Raw genomic sequence first — 19,410 nt, 5'->3', positions numbered from 1 at the left:
AATGATAATATGGTACTTTGTTACTCTACTTGTCCCAACTGATTGCCATATTCCATTTCACCCTGCACGACAAAGAAAATCGCCTCCGGGTCAAACGGGCCCATTCCATCCTTGGCAGACTCTTTAACGATGTAGTTCACAATTTCATCCTGATCGATGTTGATATACCCTTCATCGTCCGGCTGTGCATCCAGACAACCACTCGTGGTATAATAATCCACAATCAAATCTAAGATGTAATACAAATCATCGTCCGAGAAAGCCTCTTTCATGTCCTGAGGCAAATAGTTCTTTATGAACTCGATGGTTTTTTCATCGTCCTCATCTTCCAACAAGAAATCGTCTTCCATTCCCATAACTTATCTGTTTTTTTAGTTATTTCAACAAAGCTTCTACCTTTGCCTGCAAAGCAGATTTAGTGGTAGCTCCTACTTGTTTGTCCACAACTTCTCCGTTCTTGATAAACAATACGGTAGGAATGTTGCGCACACCAAACTGTGCAGGAAGGTCTGCATTTTCATCTACATCGCATTTACCGATATTTACCTTATCCTTATACTCTTCTGCCAGTTCTTCGATATATGGAGCAATTTGCTTGCAAGGACCACACCATGTAGCCCAAAAATCCAACACCACTGGTTTACCTTCAGCTACAATAGCTTCAAAGTTGTCATCTTTAATATTCAATGCCATAATTATCTATGTTTTTAAGTTCTCTACGCAAATATATACTAATTTATTTTATAGTCCAACAATGGCTGGTTTTTTAAATAGTTGACCAGTTCCTTCTGTACAGAAATCTTCATCGTACGTGACATCAGGTTTACATACATCTGCCCGTCTTCATCCCTAACCAGAAAATGAAGTTCGGCATTTCCCGGACTATCTTTCACCAAGGAAGAGAATTCCATAATCAACTGGTCATCGATAGCTGAAAGCGGAGCTGTTACCGTCAACTTTTCTACAACCCTTTCCTTCACTTCAGGAAGTAGTTCAATACTGTTGATTTTCACTTCCCATTCCTCCTGTTTCCACTGCTTAGGCTGGCACTTTCCTTTCATGAAAAGGAACATACCTTCCATGAAGAAGTTTTTCTTTTCCACCCATTCGTTACCAAAGAAAGCAAATTCTGCCGTACCCGAGTAATCTTCCACTTTTGCAATACCATAGGGCTTTCCCGTCTTGGTATATCCTTCACGTACCCCAGTCACGATTCCTCCCAGCACCAGATCATGATTCTGCAGTGGAGTCAAGTCAGTCAGTTCGGCCATGTGTACGTTGCATACATTTTCCAAAATCACGGCAAACTCATCCAGTGGATGGGCCGACAAATAAATTCCTACCAAATCACGTTCTTTGTTCAAACGCTCCAAATCGCTCCACGACGGGGCCGGCACAATCTCCGGAGTGGCCACCTCTACTTCATGTTCTCCTCCGAATAGAGAATTGGCAGCGGCTGCCTTATCCAGCTGATATTTGTTGCCGTAACGCACCAATATATCTGAGAAGGATTCGTCTTTCGCATTCTTCACAAAGAAATCCTCACGCTTGATACCTGAGAAACTATCAAAACCACCGGCTAACGCCAGGTTTTCAATATTCTTACGGTTACAAGCCGACAGATTTACACGCTGCACAAAGTCAAAGATATTTTTGAACTCACCGTTTTTCCGTCTTTCGTCCAGAATACTCTGCACAGCCGACTCACCTACTCCCTTAATGGCTCCCAATCCGAAACGAATGTCACCACGGTAGTTGACTGAGAATTTCAGGTTACTTTCGTTCACATCCGGCCCCAGCACCTTCACGCCCATCGACTTACACTCATCCATAAGCTTCGTGATTTCAGTGATGTTCGAAATATTCCGGCTCATCGTAGCGGCCATGTACTCAGACGGATAGTTAGCCTTCAGGTATGCCGTCTGATAAGCTACCCACGAGTAACAAGTAGCATGTGATTTGTTGAACGCATACGATGCAAACTTTTCCCAGTCGGCCCAGATTTTCTCCAGCACCTTAGGATCATGTCCGTTCTTCTTTCCACCTTCAATAAATTTCGGCTTCATGTGATCCAACTTGTCACGCAACTTCTTACCCATGGCCTTACGCAAGGCATCCGATTCACCACGTGTAAAGTCGGCCAGCAAACGCGACAGCAACATCACCTGCTCCTGATACACTGTAATACCGTACGTATCCTTCAGGTATTTCTCCATAATCGGAATATCGTACTCAATCGGCTTCCGGCCGTGTTTACGGTCGATGAAGTCTGGAATGTAATCCATCGGTCCCGGACGGTAGAGGGCGTTCATGGCAATCAAGTCCTCAAACGTACTGGGCTGAAGCTCGCGCAAGTACTTCTGCATACCCGCCGATTCAAACTGGAAGGTTCCGATGGTTCGTCCTTCACTGTACAAGCGATAAGTTGCAGGGTCATCAATCGGTACTTCATCGATATTCAATACAATACCTTTGCTCTGACGAATGTTCTCAATGGCTTCCTTAATGATAGACAGGGTTTTCAAGCCCAGAAAGTCCATCTTAATCAGCCCCGTATCTTCAATCACCGAACCTTCGTACTGGGTAACCAGCATTTTTTCTCCGGTTTCCTTGTCGTCTGCCGTACTCACCGGTACCCAGTCAGTAATATCATCACGACAGATAATCGTACCGCAGGCATGTACACCTGTGTTTCGCACGTTACCTTCCAGCATCTTGGCATATTTAATGGTATCGCGCAACACCGGATTCGGTGAAACTTCTGCTTCCTGCAGTTCCGGCACGTAAGCAATGGCATTCGGTAAATTCAGTTTCTTATCGGGCAGTTTATCCGGAATCAACTTACACAGACGGTCTGATTCCGACAACGGAAGTTTCTGTACACGGGCCACATCCTTGATAGCCAACTTAGTAGCCATCGTACCATACGTAATGATGTGTGCCACTTTTTCCTGTCCATACTTCTCCGTTACCCAGTTCAGCACGCGACCACGTCCGTCATCATCGAAGTCCACATCAATATCAGGCAAAGAGATACGGTCCGGATTCAAGAAACGCTCGAACAGCAAGTCATACTGAATCGGGTCAATCTGCGTAATCCCCAGGCAATAGGCTACCGCCGAACCTGCCGCCGAACCACGTCCCGGGCCGACTGACACATCCAACTGATGACGTGCCGCATTGATAAAGTCCTGCACAATCAAGAAGTATCCCGGAAAACCCATGGTCTTCATGATATGCAACTCAAACTTGATACGCTCCTGCACCTCTTCCGACAGGTTCTCGCCATAACGTCGTTTGGCCCCGTCGTAGGCCAGTTTTGCCAGATAATCGGCCTCCAGTTTGATACGATACAATTTCTCATATCCGCCCAAACGTTCAATCTTGGCCTTCGCCGCAGCCTCATCCATTACCACGTTGCCGTTTTCATCGCGGGTAAATTCATCAAAGAGGTCTTTTTCCGTAAATTTCTTACGATACTCCTCCTCCGTACCGAAATCTTCCGGAATGGCAAACGTCGGCATGATAGGCGCATGGTCAATTGAATAAAACTCAACCTTGTCACAAATCTCAACCGTATTGCTCAAGGCTTCCGGCACATCGGCAAAGACTTCGTTCATTTCTTCCCGCGTCTTCATCCATTCCTGCTTGGTATAAAGCATACGGTTAGGGTCGTCCAAGTCTTTTCCTGTACTCAGACAGATAAGCCGGTCGTGGGCTTCGGCATTTTCCTCGTCCACAAAGTGCACGTCGTTCGTACACACCAGCTTGATATTGTATTTTTTGGCATATTCAATCAGTTTTTCGTTCACCACCTGCTGCATGGGATACACCTCATGATTGGCACGTGCCACCGTCGCCTTGTGGCGCTGCAGTTCCAGGTAGTAGTCATCTCCGAAAAGATTCTTGTACCAACGGATGGCCTCTTCAGCCTCTTCAAACTGTCCGGCCGTAATACGTCGGGGCACTTCCCCTCCCAAACAAGCCGAGCATACAATCAGTCCCTCGTGATACTTCTCCAACTCCGCACGGTCTGTACGCGGACGCATGTAGAATCCTTTGGTCCATGCCTTCGACACCAGTTTAATCAGGTTATGATAACCCTTCAGATTCTTAGCCAATACCACCAAATGATACCCGCTCTGGTCAGGCTTACCTTCCTTATCCTCCAGACGGCGGCGGGCTACATACATTTCGCAACCGAAAATTGGTTTGAACAGCTTCTTTTTCGCAGCCTCTAACTGTTCCTTGCAAGCTGCAATCTCCGCTTCGGGGTTTTCCGACTCTTCCTTACCACTTTCCAATGCGGCAATTTTCTTCTTCAAATCCTTAATTTCCCCATTCGTGCCCCCGTTCTTCTTATTGACATAGTTGAAGAACTCCTTGATACCGAACATATCTCCGTGGTCGGTCACTGCGATTCCTCGCATGCCGTTGGCCATGGCCTTGTCCACCAACCGGGGAATAGAAGCCTGTCCGTCAAGAATAGAATACTGCGTATGAACGTGCAAATGAACAAAATCCTGCATGAGTATCAATGTTAAATGAAAAACGAGTCAAAGATACCCATCTTTTAGGGAAGAGACAAGACAGCCCGAAACTTTTAAAGAAAAATTTCGTTGACTTTCTGAACCCAATGGAATACCTGAGCCTTTCACCTACTCCCACACTTGCCAGTTATCAATCAGCTCAATAAGTCGTGAAACAGCACGTGTGCAACTCGCAGGGTAAGACAAAGACTGCACAAACCAGAGTTTTTGCCGCTGCACATACTTGGCATAAAAACGATAGCCCTCTACTGGCCGATGGTTGATATAAAGAGGTCCGGAAAGAATGAAATAATCATTTCCACACCGCCGTTCAGTGGCATGCTGTTCCATGGCAAAATGTTCCATCCCCTGCCGCACGGTAAATCCTTCAAGATTAGTTACGATAAAAGCTGTCTGAGCAATCTTCAGCATATTCCCAAAATAAAACTGGCAACATCCCGTTTCATGAATGAGTGAATCCGGAACCTGTTCGAAGAACGCAGGATAATGTACCTGGTAACCATAAAAAGGATCACAATGCACATTCATCTTCGTACGACACATCATTTGCTCCAGTTTATCGGGCAAAGACGAATCCTTTTTCTTATTATAAGAAATAAAGAAAGATGCAATTCCAACTATAAAAGAAAAAAGAATAATAAACCGACGCATGACAACGTAATGTCTTTTCTTTTCCATATCCAGCTATATTTTTCAGAAACAAAGCTATACACTCCCTCTCACAATAGCGAAAATTCTAACTGACATCTTGCTGACATTTGCCCAATATATCGCCATATCTCACACCACAGTCACATTTTAAAACCCTAAACAATCCAAAAAGGAATCTGCATATAGATGAATTTTCGTATATTTGTACAGACTATCGATCAAAACTAACCTAAGAAATTTATGAAAAAAGTATTTGTTGTAGCTGCAATGGCTTTCTTAGCAATGGGAACCCATGCACAAAATTTAGTAAAAAACGGCAACTTCGACACTCCGTTGAATAACGAAAAGACTTATGCATCCATTCCTTCTACAGAAGACTGGTTTGCATTTGACAAGACCAACGGTACAACCACCATCAGCCCCGCAACTGATGACGAAAAGCATGGCAATGCCGTACAGATTGCAACAACCACAGACAATTCATGGTACAAAGCTTATCTGGGCCAGCGTCTTCAAGGAGCAGAAAAAGCCGTATATACATTGTCTTTCGACATGAAGGCCCTTACAGACGGAGCACAGGTTCGTTTCTTCATCCGTGATGCAAAAACAGACAATCTTTTCATTATGCGTGAAGGATTTGACCTCAGCGACGAATCCACCAAAAACCAGTCTGCCGCAGCTTATAGCCGTGTAATCAAAAAAGCCGGCCGATGGTCAAAAGTATCAGCAAGCTTTGATTTCTCAAAAACAGTCAATGCATTTGCCAGTATCAAAGGGGTGGAAGATAAAGGAGGAACAGTTACGGAAGCTCCCGTATCAGATGCTACTTTAGGTGATTTTGTCATCGTTATACAGCTTCAGACAAAAGACTCCAAAGCATTGATTGACAATGTTTCATTGACTAAGAAATAATTTTATTCCTTACCTATAAAAAGACAGACCGCAAGAGGACAAATATCAGTTTCTCTTGCGGTCTGTCTTTTCCTTTTCTATGAATACTTGAAACACTTTTTCGTTTATCTTCTAATGTCCCATTACTTTTTATGTTTCCCTTACCTGAAACATACGTCTCAGGTAAGGAGAATGTAGGTTTCCGTCTTGAGAAACATAAGTTCTACCTAAAGAGGACATAAAAAACGAATCGTCACTTCATAAAAATGTACTAAATCCTACCACTTTTATTGAAAAACTAAAAAGGCAAAAGAATACACATTTGCTCAGATAAAAAACAATCCATATTTTTGCGGAAGAATAAACTATAAACTAACTCTCTATTTACACAAAAAGTACATGAATACTACATTGCTGTTTATGGGTATCGGTACCCAGGAATTTTTATTTCTTGCTTTAATCATCTTGCTGCTGTTCGGCGGAAAGAAGATTCCCGAACTGATGAAAGGTATTGGTAAAGGTGTAAGAAGTTTCAAGGAAGGCATGAACGAAGTGGAAGATAACCTGAAAGAAACAAACCCAAAGAAGGAAGAAACCACTTCGAACGAGAAAAAAGAAAAATAACAACCGTGAAACCAACGCAACCAACGGAACTGACTTTCTGGGACCACCTGGACGAATTGCGCAAAACGATTATCCACATCGCTTGTGCGGTAATTGTGCTTATGCTGCTGGCCTTTTGTTTCAAAGAAGAGCTTTTCGGCCTCATCCTTGCTCCCAAAGAGGGCGACTTCTGTACCTACCGTTTCTTTGCATGGTTAGGAAGAATACTGCATATAGCCGGACTGGAAGCGGAAGCTTTGCCGGTAAAACTTATCAACACACAACTTTCAGGCCAGTTTCTCACCCACATGAGTGTTTCGTTCTATGCGGGTATTCTGCTGGCTTCTCCTTATATTCTCTATCAACTTTTTCATTTTATTTCGCCGGCACTCTACCAGAATGAAAAGAAATATTCCCGCTGGCTGATATTCTGGGGCTATCTACTCTTCCTGACAGGAGTATTATTCAGCTATTTCCTGATATTTCCTTTTACATTCCGCTTTCTTTCGACCTATCAAGTGAGTCAGGAGGTGGAAAATACCATTCTGCTCAGTTCTTATATTGATACACTGAACATGCTGAGCCTGATGATGGGTATCACGTTTGAGATTCCGATTCTTACCTGGCTGCTGGCCAAACTGGGTATCTTGTCTGCCGATTTCATGGCACAATACAGAAAACACGCCTGGGTTGTCGCAATGATTATCGCTGCCATCATCACTCCTACCTCAGACGTGTTTACTATGCTGATTGTAACCTTCCCCATCGTGCTTTTATACGAAGCCAGCATCTTTCTGGTACGCCACACCGTAAAGAAAAGACGAACAAAAGGGGAAAACTAATCTGCTTGTGTTATTTATAGAACGTCAATGTGCCGCCTTTTACCAAGTCATTGTGATTAATTCGGTAACCTGTTTTCTTGCCGCCAAGTTCTATTTTCTGGATATACCCTTCCGGTGAACCATTCTCCTTCTTCTCAATGACCAGTTTATCTTTTCCATAAAAATCCGGATTCAAACGGATGGTAATACGGTCGAAAGTCGGGTCGGTCAACGTATATTCAGGAACACCCGGACAGTCAGGGTAGAAGCCCATCATACTGAATACAGCCCAGGCTGACATGGTACCGGCATCGTCATTTCCCGGAATACCGTCAGGTTTGGGAGTAAAGTACTTAGCCAGCAGTTCGCGAACGGTTTTCTGTGTACGCCACTCCTCACCCTTGAAATAGCTGAACAGATAAGGATAAGCAATATCCGGTTCATTGGCCGGGTCATAATAACCCTTGTCGAATACCATCTGCAGTTTGTCGATAAACTTCTTCTGTCCTCCCATCAGGCGAGCCAGTCCTTTTACATCATGCGGCACGTAGAAGGTATAGTTCCAAGAGTTACCTTCGTGGAATCCCGGACTCGGTTCAAAGTTCTGTCCCTGAAGCGGATCAAACGGAGAATAGAATTTTCCGTCCGGCAAAATAGGACGCAACGTTCCGAATTCCTTGCAATAATAATGCTTGTATCCCATAGACCGCTTGTAGAACAAATCGGCATCCTCTTTCTTTCCCATGCTCTTGGCCAACGTATACAAAGCATAATCGGCAATGTAATATTCCAAAGCATGCGATACGGAGTTATCGAACTGTTCCATCAAAGGCACATAGCCTTTGCTCATATAATCATCGTTGTCCGGACGCATCAGGTTTTCCTTTCCAGGAAGAGTGGCCGACTTGCGCATAGCCTCATAGGCTGTTTCCATATCAAAGTCGCGCAGACCCTTCATCCAGGTATCCACAATCACCGGCAAACTGGGGTCACCTTCCATCGTGAGGGTTTCACGTCCGTACAACTCCCATTTAGGTAACCACCCATGCTCTTTGTACATATCGACCATAGTACGTACCATGTCAATCTGACGTTCGGGATACACCAGAGTCATCAACTGATGCAGGTTACGATAGGTATCCCACAAAGAATATACGGTATAACGATTGTTTTTAGTTGTCTTCGTTTCTCCGGTTTCCATGGCTGGGTATTCCCCGTTTACATCCTGGAGGATATTCGGGTGAATCAGCGTGTGATACAAGGCAGTATAGAACACCGTTTTCTGTTCCTTTGTACCTCCTTCTACGGTGATACGGCTCAAATCGTCGTTCCACTGTTTCCGTGCGCTGGCATAGATTTCATCGAATCCAGCTCCATGTTGCTCAGCTTCCAAATTCTGACGGGCATTTTCCATACTTACAAACGATACACCCACGGCCACTTCTATCTGTTCATTTTCTTCTGTATCGAAAGTGAACCATGCACCGATATCATCGCCAGCCAAATCCCGGTCATACTGCGTGTACAATTTATATTTGCCATTATCTTTATCCCATTCTGCTTCTACCCCCGTCATCTTACGCTGGAATTTCCAGTAACCTGTCTGCTTAGGAGCCTTGTTGATACGCATGACAAAATAAATAGGGAACACAGCCTGAGGATTATAACAGAACGTACCCAAGAACTTCATGCCCTCAATTTCACGGTCATTTATCCGGCGCAGATAAGCTCCCGATTCATTGGTCAGTCCTTCTCCCAGGTTCATCAGGATATGGCTCTTCCCCTTTGGAAAAGTAAAGCGGGTAAGCCCTGTTCTCAATGTAGAAGTAGCCTCTACTTTAATATTATATTTGGTCAGCTGCAAACTGTAATATCCCGGTGAAGCCGTTTCCTTTTCATACTTGCTTCCGTAATGATGATAGTCGACATTTAATTCACCGGTTGTGGGCATCAGCAACAGAGAACCCATTTCAGGACAACCCACCCCACTCAGGTTGACATGAGAGAGTCCGGTAAAATAGCTGTTCGTGTATTCATAAGGAGTAGACCACCAGCGAGCGTCTTTGTCATAGGTATTTTCATCCGACCCCATCACATTAAAAGGAACGACCGACATCAAACCATTCGGACAGACAGCTCCCGGATTACACGTACCAAAATTGGTTGTTCCAATAAACGGGTCTACATAGTCCACCGGGTCCTGCGCATTGGCACAATTCCAGATGAACAAAAAGCTCAGAGATGCGATTAGTTTTTTCATAGGCCTAAAATAAAAAAGGCTACTCCCATAGCGTCTGGCTACAGGAACAGCCTTATTAAATATTTACATTTACAAAATAGAAGTACGCTTTACAAAATCAATGATTTCGGAAATATAACCGAAAGCCATTCCTACCACGGTATCAGCAGCCCCGTAGTACACAGCTACTCTTTCTCCATCCTGAAGAGCAGCACACGGGAACACTACATTGGGTACATCTCCCTGCAGTTCATAAGGTGCAGCAGGAGCTAACAGGTAGTCACGGGTACGATAAAGTACCTTTTCCGGATGGTCCTTATCCAGAATAGCTGCTCCCATAGAGTAACGGAAACCGTTACAAGTGGTAATAACCCCGTGATAGAACATCAGCCAGCCTTCTTCTGTCAGGAAAGGTACAGAGCCGGCTCCAATCTTTGTACACTGCCAGGCACTTTCCGGGAAAGGAGTCACTTTCATTACACAACGGTGCTCACCCCAATACTTCATATCGGGACTGTAGCTGATATAAATATCTCCGAAAGGTGTATGACCGTTGTCGCTCGGACGGCTCAGCATGGCATACTTACCGTTAATTTTCTGCGGGAACAATACGCCGTTACGGTTAAATGGAAGGAAGGCATTCTCGCACTGATAGAATTCCTTGAAATCGAATGTATAACCGATGCCGATGGTAGGTCCGTGATAACCGTTGCACCATGTAATCCAGTAACGGTCTTCAATCCAAGTCACACGAGGGTCATATTTATACTCTGAATCTATCATCTCCGTATTGCCGGGCTTAAAGACAATCGGCTCATGATTGATTTCCCAGTTGATACCGTCCTTACTGAAACCAGCAAAGATATTCATCTGTACAGCTCGGTTGTCGCAACGGAACACCCCAGCAAATCCATCTTTGAAGGGAACTACCGCACTATTGAAAATACTATTCGATGAAGGTATCTGATAACGTCCGATAACAGGATTCTTCGAATAGCGCCACATTACTTCTTTACAGTCTGCCGGGCGTTCTTCCCAGGGCATTACAAATTTTTCATTCATATCCAGTTAGTTTAATTGATTATTATACATATTCTTTTTCGCCTTCGAGCAAATTTCCTCCATTATCATACTTAAACGGAAGGAAATAAGTAATCAAGAAAGCTGGAATTGTAGCAATCAGTACGAAGATAAAGAAAGGCTCATAGCCTCCTGGCTTGTCAAACCATGCGCCAAGACTTTCGCACACCCAGCCGCTTAACATTCCCGGAATCATCACTCCAAAATTCATGATTCCTGAAGCAAATGCATAATGAGCCATCTGATGCTTGCCGGGAGCCACCTGCTGCATCATAAACAAAGAAAGTCCGACAAAGCCGAAACCATATCCGAAATACTCAAAGACGATGCCACTGCATATTATCCAACCACTCTCCGGCTGGAAGTAAGCAAACAAGGCATACACCATAAAAGGAAGGTTGAAAATACAGCACAACGAGAAGATTGTTTTTTTCAATCCCCGTCGGGCAATATAATATCCTGCCAGCAAAGAACCCAACACAAAGGCCGCAGCTCCGTACGTACCATAATAAAGTCCGATTTCCTTTTCATTGAGTCCCAAGCCTCCCATCTCCCGGTCTGCTTTCAGGAACAGCGGTACAATCTTCATCACAAATCCTTCTGCAAAACGATAAAGGATGATGAAGAAGATATAATAAGTGATGTGTGTCTTGCGGAAAAAGTCCATCAATACCTGTCCCAGTTCCTTCATCACTTCCTTGTTACTCCGTAATGTTTTTTTAGAAGAAGCCGACTGGGTAGACGGCAGAGCAAACAGATGATAGATTCCCAGAAGAATCATGGTTACGGAAAGAATCAGCAAAATAATCATCCAAGCCCTTTTGTTGGCAGTCAGCAATCCGGCATCTGCATTCAACTCGATGAAATATCCAGCCAGGTATACCAAACCACCCGTTGCCAGAATCTTTGCTATGTTATAAAAGGCTCCCTGCCAGCCAATAAACTTTGCCTGGTCTTCATTGGACAGTTCACTCATATACACTCCATCGCAAGCGATGTCGTGAGTAGCTCCGCTAAAAGCAACAATGGCCAGCAGCGCAATGGAAATACTGAAAAAATGGGACAGGTTCAACGCAAAAGCTACCAGTCCGAAAGTGACTCCCGTAATTAACTGAGTGACAATCACAAAAAATTTCTTTGTCCGGAAAAGTTCAAGAAAAGGACTCCACAATGGCTTCAATGTCCAGGGCAGAAGAATCAACGACGTCCAGAAGGTGATTAGTTTATCATCTACCTCAAGCCCTTTAAACATTAACACGGTAACCATATTGAGTACTACAAAAGGAAGTCCCATGGCAAAATATGCTGTAGGGACCCATGATATAGGTGATTTTTTCTTCGTATTATTCATAGCTAAATTTTTGTTACACATTTCTCATGTAGAAATCTATCCGGTAGTTTATTGCCCTTTATAGGCCATTTGTTATCTCACAGACAGATTCTCACATAAAAACAGTCCAAAGATACGGGAAAAAATCCACAAGACAAAGTATATACCGCCATTCCCCCTTCTTATGAGGTATTAATAAAAATAAAAGGAGCTGAAGATGTGCCTGACACACCCCCGCTCCTTCCATGAAAGAGACTTAAAAATTATTTTTTCATATTAGCTTCTTCCAGTCCATAATGTTTTTTGCTGTCTTCTACACGAAGCAATGTAGAAATAAGAATGGCACACAGACCAAACACTGCAAAAATAACCATCGGAGCCGTATAGTCATAGCCTACAATTACACCAGCTTCGTTACGCAAAGTTGCAAAATGTTCGATAACCCATCCAATCAACCAAGGCACCATTGTCAACCCGATATTCTGGATATAGAAAATGGTAGCATAAGCAGAACCCAACTGCTTCATCGGGATAATCTTAGGAACTGAAGGCCACATAGCACTGGGTACCAAAGAAAATGCTATTCCCAATACAATCATGACAATAACAGCAAACCACCAGTAGTTCATTACCGGAAGAGCAAACAACACATGAACCACTGTCAACATGACTGAACCAATAATCATCAAGGTAGCTCCGCGACCGATACGGTCATATAAAGAGCCGAATACGGGTGTCAGCAGAATGGTTCCAAAAGGCAATAAGGCAGGAATCAATCCGGCAAAAGATTCCGGCACATCGTATTTATAAATCATCAGTTTTGTCGCAAACTTCAGGAAGGGGAACACACCGGCATAGAACATCAGGCACAGCAGGTTAATCAACCAGAAGCCCTTGCTACAGAAAATCAGTTTCAAATCGGACAATTTGAAACCTTCTTCTTCAGCCTCTCCGTTTTCCATGCGAACAGCTGCGGCAGAAGCATCTTCCTTGCGGTCCATGACACAATAAATCATATATGAAGCAAATCCCACGCATAACAAAATGGCTCCGAACAACACCGGATAAGAAACATCTCCCATCCAACGGGCTACTGGTAAGCTTACCGCCAAAGCCACAGCAGTACCAATACGAGCCATTGCCACCTGAAGTCCCATGGCAAGCGCCAGTTCCTTTCCGGCAAACCATTTTACAATGACTTTAGATGCAGTAATACCTGTGATTTCAGCGCCCATTCCGAAGATCGCAAATCCTAAAGAAGCCAATGCCACCTGCATGTCCATCCCAAAAAGCTGTGCATCTCCAAAATCGGAAGAAAGGGCATACCATTTAATCAGAGCTCCCATAAACATCAATCCAGAAGACATCATTCCGGTAAAACGGATTCCCATTTTATCCAGAATCACCCCACCGAAAAACAGCATCAGCAAGAACACATTAATCAAGCCATAAGCCCCTGAGAAGAAGCCATATTCCGTACTTGACCAGCCTTCCCCTCTGGCGACAGAACTAATTGTCTTTTCTGTCTGTATCTGTGCACCATTCTGCATCTCATAATACTGCACCTTACTTCCTTCCTCAAGTTGCTCTACAGTCAGCAACGGATTTGAAAGCATTTCTTCCGAAGAAAAGTAATTCACTTTGGCCACCAGACTGTCTGCCGGCATAGAGGTATCATCTGTAAAATATACCACCTGACCCTTTGTTGTCAACAAGTTTTCCAACGGAGACATCACATCCGTCAGAAAATAACCACACATCATGGTAAACGAAACGATAAACAAAGCGGTCCAGCGTGCCGTCTTCGAATCGCTCAATCTCTTCTGAATTGTTTCTTTCATTCTATTTTTTATTTAATCATTAATTTCTCACAAAAAACAGCGCAAAGATACTATTTTTTTACCTTTTTCTTTCATAATCCAAAATATCTTCTAACTTTGTAACAAATTGTAATAGCAAAACGACAATACATATAAAATATTAACCCAAAATTGAAATTGCGTATGAAAAAACTAAAATTTTCGGCTGCCTGCCTGATTCTGAGCGGCAGCATTATATGCTCCTCATGTATCGGTTCATTTGGTTTATGGAGTAGTCTGAAGGACTGGAACAACAACATTGGCAATAAATTCGTGAATGAAATTGTCTTTTTAGCATTTCATATCGTACCTGTATATGAAGTAGCTTATTTGGCAGACGTCATTGTACTGAACTCTATCGAGTTCTGGTCTGGTTCAAATCCTTTGGCCGATGTAGGTAGCGTAAAAACAGTAAAAGGTGAAAGCGGAGAATACCTTGTACAGACCAATGAAGATGGCTACACTATCACAAAGAAGGGTGAAGAAGACAAGCCACTTACCTTAATTTATGACAAAGAAAAGAATACATGGAATGCTTCTGCCGAAGGTCAGACATTCGAACTGATTACCATGAATGAAGACGGAACTATCACTTTCAAACAGCAGGACGGCACTCCGGTGACTGTATCTCCCGATTTGCAAGGTATGATTTCTGCACGTCAGGCTAATAGCCAATCAATGTTTGCTTCTCGATAAGCAGTATCCTAAAACCATAAAAAAGGCTGTCCCAAAAATCTTGAGGCAGCCTTTCTTCTTTTAATCCAATATGTTTTTTATTCTTTTATCTGAATCAGCAGATTAGACAAGATGGCAGTCAGTCCACCAGTTGTAATACCTGCAGAAAATATATTACGCACGGTTTCCGGCAACTGACAAAGAATATCCGGTACAAGTTCCACACTCAAGCCGAAAGAAAAACTCAAAGCCATCACCAGCGTAGCCTTACGGTTGATTTTCTGTGCAGAAATGATTCGGATTCCTGCGGCAGCCACTGTTCCAAACATCAACAAAGTGGCTCCACCCAACACCGGTTCAGGCATCAACGAGAAAATCAATCCTACTGCAGGGAACAAGCCCAGCAAAATAAGGAAACCTGCAATGAAATATCCTACGTAACGGCTGGCTACTCCAGTTAACTGAATCATACCATTATTCTGAGCAAAAATCGAGTTAGGGAAAGAGTTGAAGAATCCGGCCAGCATGGAATTAAAACCATCAGCCAAGATACCTCCGGAAGCACGTTTAACAAACGTTTCCCCTTCTACCGGCTCCCCAGAAATCAATGAATTGGCTGTAATATCCCCATACGCTTCGATTGCCGTAATCAAATAAACCAACGCTAAAGCGATGATAGCAGAAATATCAAATGAAATACCGTAACGGAAAGGTATAGGAATATTGAAACCACCATAGCTCTGTACAGCAGAAAAGTCAACCATTCCCAATGCCCACGCTAATACGTAGCCAACCACCAGGCCGATAACAATGGAACTCATTCGCAAATAACGGTTGGAACTACGATTGAAAAAGATAATCAAGACAAGTACCAAAGCAGCCAAACCAATATGGCGGAAAGCCCCGAAAGTACCATCTGCCTGTGCAGCAGCTCCACCCCCGCAAGCAGAGATTCCCACTTTAATCAAACTCATACCTATCAGTGTCACCACAATCCCCGATACCAAAGGAGTAATAACTCTGCGTGTATACTTCAACACTCGGCTAATTAACATCTCCACCGAAGAAGCTACAATACAAGCCCCGAAAATAGCACTTAGTCCACCTGTTAAGCCCGCAGAAATAATCGGACCAATGAATGAGAAGCTGGTTCCCTGAATACACAGCAGTCCACAACCTATCGGTCCTACGCGACGGCACTGGATAAATGTAGAAATACCCGATGCAAAAAGAGCCATGGAAACTAAAAATCCGGTGGTTTCCAAATCCAATTTTAATGCCCCTGCAATAATCAGTGGAGGGGTAATAATAGCTACAAAGATTGCCAACAAATGCTGCAAAGCCGCAAAAATAGAATCTTTTAAAGGCGGACGGTCATTCAACCCGTAAATAAGCCCAGCACTCTGGGCAGTTTGCTGTTGTTCTTTTTCCATTTAAAGATTTAGTCTTTTATTTTAATTTGACAATTTTCCAAACTTTCAATTATCGCCAAAGATTCCACATGAATGCCTTGTGCTCTCAAATAATCTCCTCCGTGCTGGAAAGATTTTTCTATCAGGAAGCCCATTCCCACTAATTCAGCTCCTGCTTTCTGTACCAGATCAATAATCCCCTTTGCGGCATTGCCATTGGCTAAGAAGTCATCAATGAACAACACCTTATCTCCCGGACATAAATAATCCTTACTTACACACACATCATACGTGCGATCTTTCGTAAACGAATAGACAGTGGTTGTCAGCATGTTCTCCATTGTGCTCGGTTTTTTCTTCTTGGCAAAAACAACCGGAAGTTCCAACAGATAACCAACCATAATTGCAGGAGCAATGCCGCTGGCCTCAATGGTCAGAACCTTGTTAATCTTCGTACTGGCGAATCTCCGTACAAACTCTACTGCCATTGACTTCATCAGAATAGGGTCCATCTGATGATTAATAAAATTATCTACTTTAAGGATGCCTCCCTCAAAGCATTTTCCATCACGAATGATGCGGTCTTTAAGTGCTTTCATTGTTATATTAAATGAACAAAATTGACTGTTAGTTTATTTGAAGGTGCAAAGTTATATGTTTTTTCTGAGATTTATTACAATTCTATTTCAAGAGATAAAAGCAGGCATAAAAAATCCGGAGAAACTCATTGATAGCTTCTCCGGAAACAATCATCAGTAGTAAACTTACGCAGGAGTTTCTTCAATAGCTATTTCTGGAAGTTTTTCAGAAATCCAATCACTTACCTCACAACCTTCCAAACTTAATTCAGCCTTCGTTAATTTCAGAATAAACTGATAATATTTACCTGCTGCAAACTGATTTCCTAGTTTTTGGGTAGATGCAGTATAAGATATTCCATCTCGCTGATAAGAAATAGAGAATTCAGAATCCTCTACCAAATCCTGTGGATTACACAATAAGAACAAAGTATAACCGGTATCCTCAACTACAGTAACCGGCTCCTCAAAATTCAATGTCAAAGCATCTACCTCAGGTAATTCCAAATAAGAAATACCATCCTCTGCTTCCGATTCTGCAAAATGATAGGTACTATTACCAAATAAGTTATCTCCTTTAAAGGATGCCTGACTAATCAATACATTTTCTTCTGGTAAATCTTTCTTTATCGTAATAGAAATAAGGCTATAAGCATGTCTGAAAGACGATTCCCCTGTGAAAGAAACTTTTCCATTATCCGTTTCCTGATAGCTAACCTCACAACGGGCAGTCAGAAAATCAAACTCTCCAATGCCTGCAAGCGTTCCTTTCTGTAAACTCAAATCAGGCATCGGAATATCTCCACGAACCGTAGCCTCAGACGAATAAGGGTAATAAGCGCAGTATGAAAATTTACTTACTTTATCTTTCCACGATAAGGGAAATTCAGGAGTCCATTGGCTACCGCTCAACGTCCACTTCACAGGTTCATCTTCTTCTGGCATGAAAAAGCCTAATTCATCTCCTTCTGAAAAAGTCGTAACTCCCGACTCATCCGTGGAAACCCTAGAACTACCAGAAGAAGCATACACAGAAGCTTCCAAGCTCAAGTTCAATTCATCACTCACGTTCTGCAAATTCTCTTTTTGCTGGCAAGAAGCCAACAGGGACAAAATCAAAGACGCCCCTAATAAAATTCTTTTTTTCATAATTACATGTTTAAAAAATGTAACATCATTCAATAAGTAAAATGAAAGAACTTGAAATCGTTTCCCATTTTAAGGCATCTTTTTTTAAAAAAAATCTCCGAAGCCGTATTTTTTCTTATTTTCGCGAAAAAATAATTTCAACACAAGGCTTTATGAAAAAGTTATCTATCACTATTATGTTCTTCTTGATGGTTTTTTGCCGGATAGATGCACAGCAAGCCAAGTACGTATTCTATTTCATCGGAGACGGAATGGGAGTCAATCAAGTACAAGGCACAGAATTATATCTTGGTGAACTTGAAGGAAAAATCGGTATAACTCCCCTACAGTTTACACAATTCCCCTACACAACCGTAGCCACCACTTTCTCTGCCACTAACGGAGTAACAGATTCTGCTGCTGCAGGTACGGCGCTTGCAACAGGAAACAAAACAAAAAATGGAGCTATCGGAGTTTTAAAAGATTTACAGACCCCCGTTTACAGTGTAGCTACATGGGCTAAACAACATGGATGCCGGGTAGGAGTAGCTACCAGCGTCAGCATAGACCATGCAACTCCTGCTGCTTTCTATGCACATGCTTCAGGAAGAGGAAGTTATTACGAGATAGGAAAAGACTTATATGAAACAGGGTTTGATTTCTATGCCGGTTCAGACTTTCTACAACCACAGGACAAAAATAATCCTCAAGCAACGAATCTTTACTCACTGGCTGATCAATACGGATACATCATTGCCAGAGGATATAAAGATTATCTCAAGAAAAGTAAAAAAGCAGACAAGATGATTCTGTTCCAGTCGGAAGCCGCTTCTAAGGCGGACCGTTCTTCCATCCCATACGCTATTGACCGGGGAAAAAGTGACCTTACTTTGCAAGAAATAACCCGTTCGGCAATTAATTTCCTCTCTAAAGATTTATCAAAAGGGTTCTTCCTGATGGTAGAAGGTGGAAAAATCGACTGGGCATGCCATAGCAACGATGCCGCTACGACCTTTCATGAAGTAATCGACTTTGACAATGCCATTAAGGTCGCTTACGAATTCTACTCACAACATCCGGATGAAACCTTAATTGTAGTTACTGCCGACCATGAAACCGGAGGTTTTGTTTTAGGAAAAGGTCCGTATGAACTGAACCTGCAGGTACTCAAGAACCAGAAGGTTAGTGAAAGTGGATTCACCAAAGTCATCAACCAGCTTCGCTCTAAAACGAATAATCAGGTATCCTGGGAAACTGTACAACAGGCCTTAAAAGACAATTTCGGATTTTGGGATAAAATCCAATTAAACGAAAAACAGGAAGCTCGCTTGAAAAACGTGTACGAGCAGACTATGAAAAACCAACAAGTAAAAATGGAAAAGAGCGAATATGCTCAAGACGAACCTATTGCAGCAGAAGCTAAACGAATTATCAATGAAATAGCTTTAACTGGCTGGACAAGCGGAGGACACTCTGCAGGGTATGTACCGGTCTTTGCCATTGGAGCTGGAGCAGAGAAGTTCCAAAACCGGATTGACAATACCGAGATTCCGGTAAAAATAGCTGAAACAGCAGGTTATTCACGCAAATAAA

Annotated in this window: 16 protein-coding genes; 5 read left to right on the top strand and 11 right to left on the bottom strand. The window is 42.9% G+C overall.

What is annotated here, in order from left to right:
- Positions 1-20 precede the first annotated feature (20 nt).
- From BACPLE_RS06365 to BACPLE_RS06350, 4 genes are all read right to left on the bottom strand, one after another.
- Entirely contained in the window at positions 21-356 is a 336-nt protein-coding gene (locus tag BACPLE_RS06365) for a hypothetical protein (protein ID WP_007560006.1), read from the bottom strand.
- Positions 357-375: 19 nt separating this feature from the next.
- Positions 376-693 carry a thioredoxin gene (trxA, locus tag BACPLE_RS06360; protein WP_007560003.1) on the bottom strand — a complete coding sequence of 106 codons (318 nt, stop codon included), beginning with the start codon at positions 691-693 and terminating at the stop codon, positions 376-378.
- 38 nt (positions 694-731) lie between these two features.
- On the bottom strand, positions 732-4,529 hold the full coding sequence (gene dnaE / locus BACPLE_RS06355) for a DNA polymerase III subunit alpha (protein ID WP_007560001.1): 3,798 nt from the start codon (positions 4,527-4,529) through the stop codon (positions 732-734).
- Positions 4,530-4,658: 129 nt separating this feature from the next.
- Entirely contained in the window at positions 4,659-5,228 is a 570-nt protein-coding gene (locus BACPLE_RS06350) for a hypothetical protein (protein ID WP_007559999.1), read from the bottom strand.
- Between the two features lie 213 nt (positions 5,229-5,441).
- Between BACPLE_RS06350 and BACPLE_RS06345 the strand changes: the two genes are divergently transcribed.
- The 3 genes from BACPLE_RS06345 to tatC all read left to right on the top strand — a co-directional run bounded on the left by BACPLE_RS06345 (position 5,442) and on the right by tatC (position 7,537).
- A complete protein-coding gene (locus tag BACPLE_RS06345) occupies positions 5,442-6,113 on the top strand; it encodes a DUF4627 domain-containing protein (RefSeq protein ID WP_007559997.1) in 672 nt (223 codons plus the stop codon).
- A gap of 378 nt (positions 6,114-6,491) precedes the next feature.
- The gene (locus tag BACPLE_RS06340; RefSeq protein ID WP_007559996.1) at positions 6,492-6,716 is read left to right on the top strand and encodes a Sec-independent protein translocase subunit TatA/TatB; all 225 of its coding nucleotides are present in this window, start codon (positions 6,492-6,494) and stop codon (positions 6,714-6,716) included.
- A gap of 5 nt (positions 6,717-6,721) precedes the next feature.
- Positions 6,722-7,537 carry a twin-arginine translocase subunit TatC gene (tatC, locus tag BACPLE_RS06335; RefSeq protein ID WP_007559993.1) on the top strand — a complete coding sequence of 272 codons (816 nt, stop codon included), beginning with the start codon at positions 6,722-6,724 and terminating at the stop codon, positions 7,535-7,537.
- A gap of 10 nt (positions 7,538-7,547) precedes the next feature.
- On the opposite strand, the gene BACPLE_RS06330 is transcribed toward tatC, so the two are convergent.
- From BACPLE_RS06330 to BACPLE_RS06315, 4 genes are all read right to left on the bottom strand, one after another.
- Positions 7,548-9,776 carry a GH92 family glycosyl hydrolase gene (locus BACPLE_RS06330; protein ID WP_007559991.1) on the bottom strand — a complete coding sequence of 743 codons (2,229 nt, stop codon included), beginning with the start codon at positions 9,774-9,776 and terminating at the stop codon, positions 7,548-7,550.
- A gap of 69 nt (positions 9,777-9,845) precedes the next feature.
- Positions 9,846-10,817: a glycoside hydrolase family 130 protein gene (locus BACPLE_RS06325; protein WP_007559989.1), complete on the bottom strand. Its 972-nt coding sequence runs from the start codon at positions 10,815-10,817 to the stop codon at positions 9,846-9,848.
- A gap of 22 nt (positions 10,818-10,839) precedes the next feature.
- Positions 10,840-12,186 carry an MFS transporter gene (locus BACPLE_RS06320; RefSeq protein ID WP_040312519.1) on the bottom strand — a complete coding sequence of 449 codons (1,347 nt, stop codon included), beginning with the start codon at positions 12,184-12,186 and terminating at the stop codon, positions 10,840-10,842.
- Between the two features lie 242 nt (positions 12,187-12,428).
- Positions 12,429-14,006: an MFS transporter gene (locus tag BACPLE_RS06315; RefSeq protein ID WP_007559983.1), complete on the bottom strand. Its 1,578-nt coding sequence runs from the start codon at positions 14,004-14,006 to the stop codon at positions 12,429-12,431.
- A gap of 162 nt (positions 14,007-14,168) precedes the next feature.
- Between BACPLE_RS06315 and BACPLE_RS06310 the strand changes: the two genes are divergently transcribed.
- Positions 14,169-14,720, top strand: a complete 552-nt coding sequence (locus tag BACPLE_RS06310) for a DUF3332 domain-containing protein (protein ID WP_007559980.1) — start codon at positions 14,169-14,171, stop codon at positions 14,718-14,720.
- 77 nt (positions 14,721-14,797) lie between these two features.
- Here the strand turns inward: BACPLE_RS06310 and BACPLE_RS06305 are convergent, their stop codons facing one another.
- The 3 genes from BACPLE_RS06305 to BACPLE_RS06295 form a co-directional block, all read right to left on the bottom strand.
- On the bottom strand, positions 14,798-16,132 hold the full coding sequence (locus BACPLE_RS06305; protein WP_007559979.1) for a nucleobase:cation symporter-2 family protein: 1,335 nt from the start codon (positions 16,130-16,132) through the stop codon (positions 14,798-14,800).
- A gap of 8 nt (positions 16,133-16,140) precedes the next feature.
- Positions 16,141-16,710, bottom strand: coding sequence for a xanthine phosphoribosyltransferase (gene xpt, locus BACPLE_RS06300; protein WP_007559976.1), 570 nt, complete (start codon positions 16,708-16,710; stop codon positions 16,141-16,143).
- Between the two features lie 165 nt (positions 16,711-16,875).
- On the bottom strand, positions 16,876-17,838 hold the full coding sequence (locus BACPLE_RS06295) for a fimbrillin family protein (protein WP_007559974.1): 963 nt from the start codon (positions 17,836-17,838) through the stop codon (positions 16,876-16,878).
- Positions 17,839-17,990: 152 nt separating this feature from the next.
- On the opposite strand from BACPLE_RS06295, the gene BACPLE_RS06290 reads away from it, so the two are divergent.
- Positions 17,991-19,409 carry an alkaline phosphatase gene (locus BACPLE_RS06290; RefSeq protein ID WP_081458109.1) on the top strand — a complete coding sequence of 473 codons (1,419 nt, stop codon included), beginning with the start codon at positions 17,991-17,993 and terminating at the stop codon, positions 19,407-19,409.
- Position 19,410: the final 1 nt, after the last annotated feature.

Origin of the sequence: Phocaeicola plebeius DSM 17135 (assembly GCF_000187895.1) — a bacterium.
GTDB lineage: Bacteria > Bacteroidota > Bacteroidia > Bacteroidales > Bacteroidaceae > Phocaeicola > Phocaeicola plebeius.
Note: the sequence above shows the minus strand (reverse complement) of the source record. Positions and strands in the feature narration are given on the sequence as shown.

What these genes read in the sequence shown, in the direction of transcription:
- BACPLE_RS06325 (WP_007559989.1), bottom strand. Translation starts at nt 10,817, where the DNA reads ATGAATGAAAAATTTGTAATGCCCTGGGAAGAACGCCCGGCAGACTGT.
- BACPLE_RS06310 (WP_007559980.1), top strand. Translation starts at nt 14,169, where the DNA reads ATGAAAAAACTAAAATTTTCGGCTGCCTGCCTGATTCTGAGCGGCAGC.
- BACPLE_RS06330 (WP_007559991.1), bottom strand. Translation starts at nt 9,776, where the DNA reads ATGAAAAAACTAATCGCATCTCTGAGCTTTTTGTTCATCTGGAATTGT.
- dnaE (WP_007560001.1), bottom strand. Translation starts at nt 4,529, where the DNA reads ATGCAGGATTTTGTTCATTTGCACGTTCATACGCAGTATTCTATTCTT.
- xpt (WP_007559976.1), bottom strand. Translation starts at nt 16,710, where the DNA reads ATGAAAGCACTTAAAGACCGCATCATTCGTGATGGAAAATGCTTTGAG.
- BACPLE_RS06340 (WP_007559996.1), top strand. Translation starts at nt 6,492, where the DNA reads ATGAATACTACATTGCTGTTTATGGGTATCGGTACCCAGGAATTTTTA.
- BACPLE_RS06350 (WP_007559999.1), bottom strand. Translation starts at nt 5,228, where the DNA reads ATGGAAAAGAAAAGACATTACGTTGTCATGCGTCGGTTTATTATTCTT.
- BACPLE_RS06345 (WP_007559997.1), top strand. Translation starts at nt 5,442, where the DNA reads ATGAAAAAAGTATTTGTTGTAGCTGCAATGGCTTTCTTAGCAATGGGA.
- BACPLE_RS06315 (WP_007559983.1), bottom strand. Translation starts at nt 14,006, where the DNA reads ATGAAAGAAACAATTCAGAAGAGATTGAGCGATTCGAAGACGGCACGC.
- BACPLE_RS06305 (WP_007559979.1), bottom strand. Translation starts at nt 16,132, where the DNA reads ATGGAAAAAGAACAACAGCAAACTGCCCAGAGTGCTGGGCTTATTTAC.
- BACPLE_RS06290 (WP_081458109.1), top strand. Translation starts at nt 17,991, where the DNA reads ATGAAAAAGTTATCTATCACTATTATGTTCTTCTTGATGGTTTTTTGC.
- BACPLE_RS06365 (WP_007560006.1), bottom strand. Translation starts at nt 356, where the DNA reads ATGGGAATGGAAGACGATTTCTTGTTGGAAGATGAGGACGATGAAAAA.
- BACPLE_RS06320 (WP_040312519.1), bottom strand. Translation starts at nt 12,186, where the DNA reads ATGAATAATACGAAGAAAAAATCACCTATATCATGGGTCCCTACAGCA.
- BACPLE_RS06295 (WP_007559974.1), bottom strand. Translation starts at nt 17,838, where the DNA reads ATGAAAAAAAGAATTTTATTAGGGGCGTCTTTGATTTTGTCCCTGTTG.
- trxA (WP_007560003.1), bottom strand. Translation starts at nt 693, where the DNA reads ATGGCATTGAATATTAAAGATGACAACTTTGAAGCTATTGTAGCTGAA.